This is a genomic window from Vibrio sp. 10N.261.52.A1, from assembly GCF_002876325.1.
Classification (GTDB): Bacteria; Pseudomonadota; Gammaproteobacteria; order Enterobacterales; family Vibrionaceae; genus Vibrio; species Vibrio chagasii.
In genome coordinates this window covers 1-1,797 of the sequence record NZ_MCYD01001349.1, presented here as the reverse complement: position 1 = coordinate 1,797, position 1,797 = coordinate 1, and the positions used below count along the sequence as shown (strand labels likewise).

The window sequence follows — 1,797 nt, the reverse complement described above, 5'->3', positions numbered from 1 at the left end:
GTACCGAACTTTTTGATTTTTACTTCAACGGGAATCCCCAGCTTCGCCGCGGCAATAAACCTGTGCTGTCCATCCAGAATATGAATGCGGCCAGTTTGTGGGGAACGCCAACCAGAAATCAAAATCGGTTCATCCGCCTGCCTTACTATAGAAACCTTTTCATCGATGATAGATTGAAAAACTTCAGGCTGAGCTGGCAATGGAATCTTATTGTCCGATACGACTTTCCCAACGGGTCCTTTTCCATTAAAACACCAGTCAAACGTTTCAAGTACAACGTTTCCAGTAGAGGCACCGTAAGCACTATTCACTTTAAAGCTACCCGCCCCACCACTTAAGCCCATCGTTTTGATGGTTTCTAAACGTTCACTGGTTTCTTTCATGAACTTGTACTTTTTAATCGCTCTTATCTTATTTTTTAGATCGCCGATGGCATCACTCGATATAAATTTAGAACGGCGTATAAATTCGTCAGAGATATCGTTAACAACGCTTCTCATGAAGGCCGTTTTAGATAAACGAATCACTCTGATATTTTTCACTACACAAGCATTTACAATAACAGAGAGATTAACATCCAACGCCTTAGCGATCGGGGAAAAAATGGGAATGATGTCTGCTAGAAGTACAATTGAATCAAGCAAAATCGATTCAACATCTTGAATATCTACCTCATAATCAGGATCATTTATCATCTTCTGCGCGACTTGTAAGAACGGAACCTTGTTGTTTAATGCGGTCTCCATTGAGCTTTCAGTAAACAGAACTTCCTTCATTTCGACCAATTTGTCGCTAAGAGATAACTTAAATTCATTCGCAACCAGAGCTTTCAAAAGATAATTCTCTTGGAACTGTTTTTTGGTACCAACCTTTTTAAACGACTGAGCAATCAGGTTAAATTTAAGGAGCGTCGTCTCTTGTACTGCGTCCCACATAAAGTTATCAAATCTATGATTGCGCAGTAAGAAAGGTTTAGGTTGCTCCTGAGTGTCGTCAAAACCTGTTGGAATGTTCAATTTAAAGAAGATAGCGTTTAACGCTTCGTATGATACATCTTTCCAGTTCTCATCCGGTTTAGGCAACACTTCAATCAACTGAGTAACAAGCTCATTATCGGCCCCACCTAGGTAAGTCACTCGGTGATGGAATGCAAATGTGCTGACTAAGAAGTGTCTATGGTTACTATCTTTAGCGAGCACAATTCTGCCGCTCATACCTAGATGAGTTTGCAGCATCAGCACCGCTGGTTTTATCGCTAAAGATATAGCCTCTGTCGTTGGAGCAGACATAAACAAATTAGCAAACAGAGCAATGAAAGCCTTCACTGAATCATCACAGTTAGGAAATTTCTCTTCTACCAATCGATACGCTTCAGCAATACCCTCTGCTTTGCCAACCACATAGTCATCAAGAATATTTTTAATCGCATTCTTACTGTAGAAAGGCAATATTATATCTGCGGATGAAATGATGCTGACATTGCTATTCAAGTCACTTTGATAGATTGATTGATCACGAATCAGAGTGTTCAAATCCTGCTCGATATCAGAGTTTGTATAATCGACAAACTGCGCATAATATTGACTGTCCGAGTCGAAATTTTCTCTGCCTACTATCTTTTCAATAGCGAGAGTTGATTGACTTTCATCCCCTTCCAGCTCCATGACTTCAGAAAGTACACTAATTAAATGAATAACATCATTAAATCGTTCTACTACTTGAGGTTTTTCATAAACAATAATGTCGTCAAGCTTGATAGCGTCACTGTAAAATAACGCCATGGTATCCATTACCTGA

The 1,797-nt window shown here is 39.7% G+C and carries 1 pseudogene; it reads right to left on the bottom strand.

The window, feature by feature from the left end:
* A pseudogene (locus BCT81_RS27640) lies at positions 1–1,790 on the bottom strand (hypothetical protein); the annotation flags it as partial.
* Positions 1,791–1,797 lie beyond the last annotated feature (7 nt).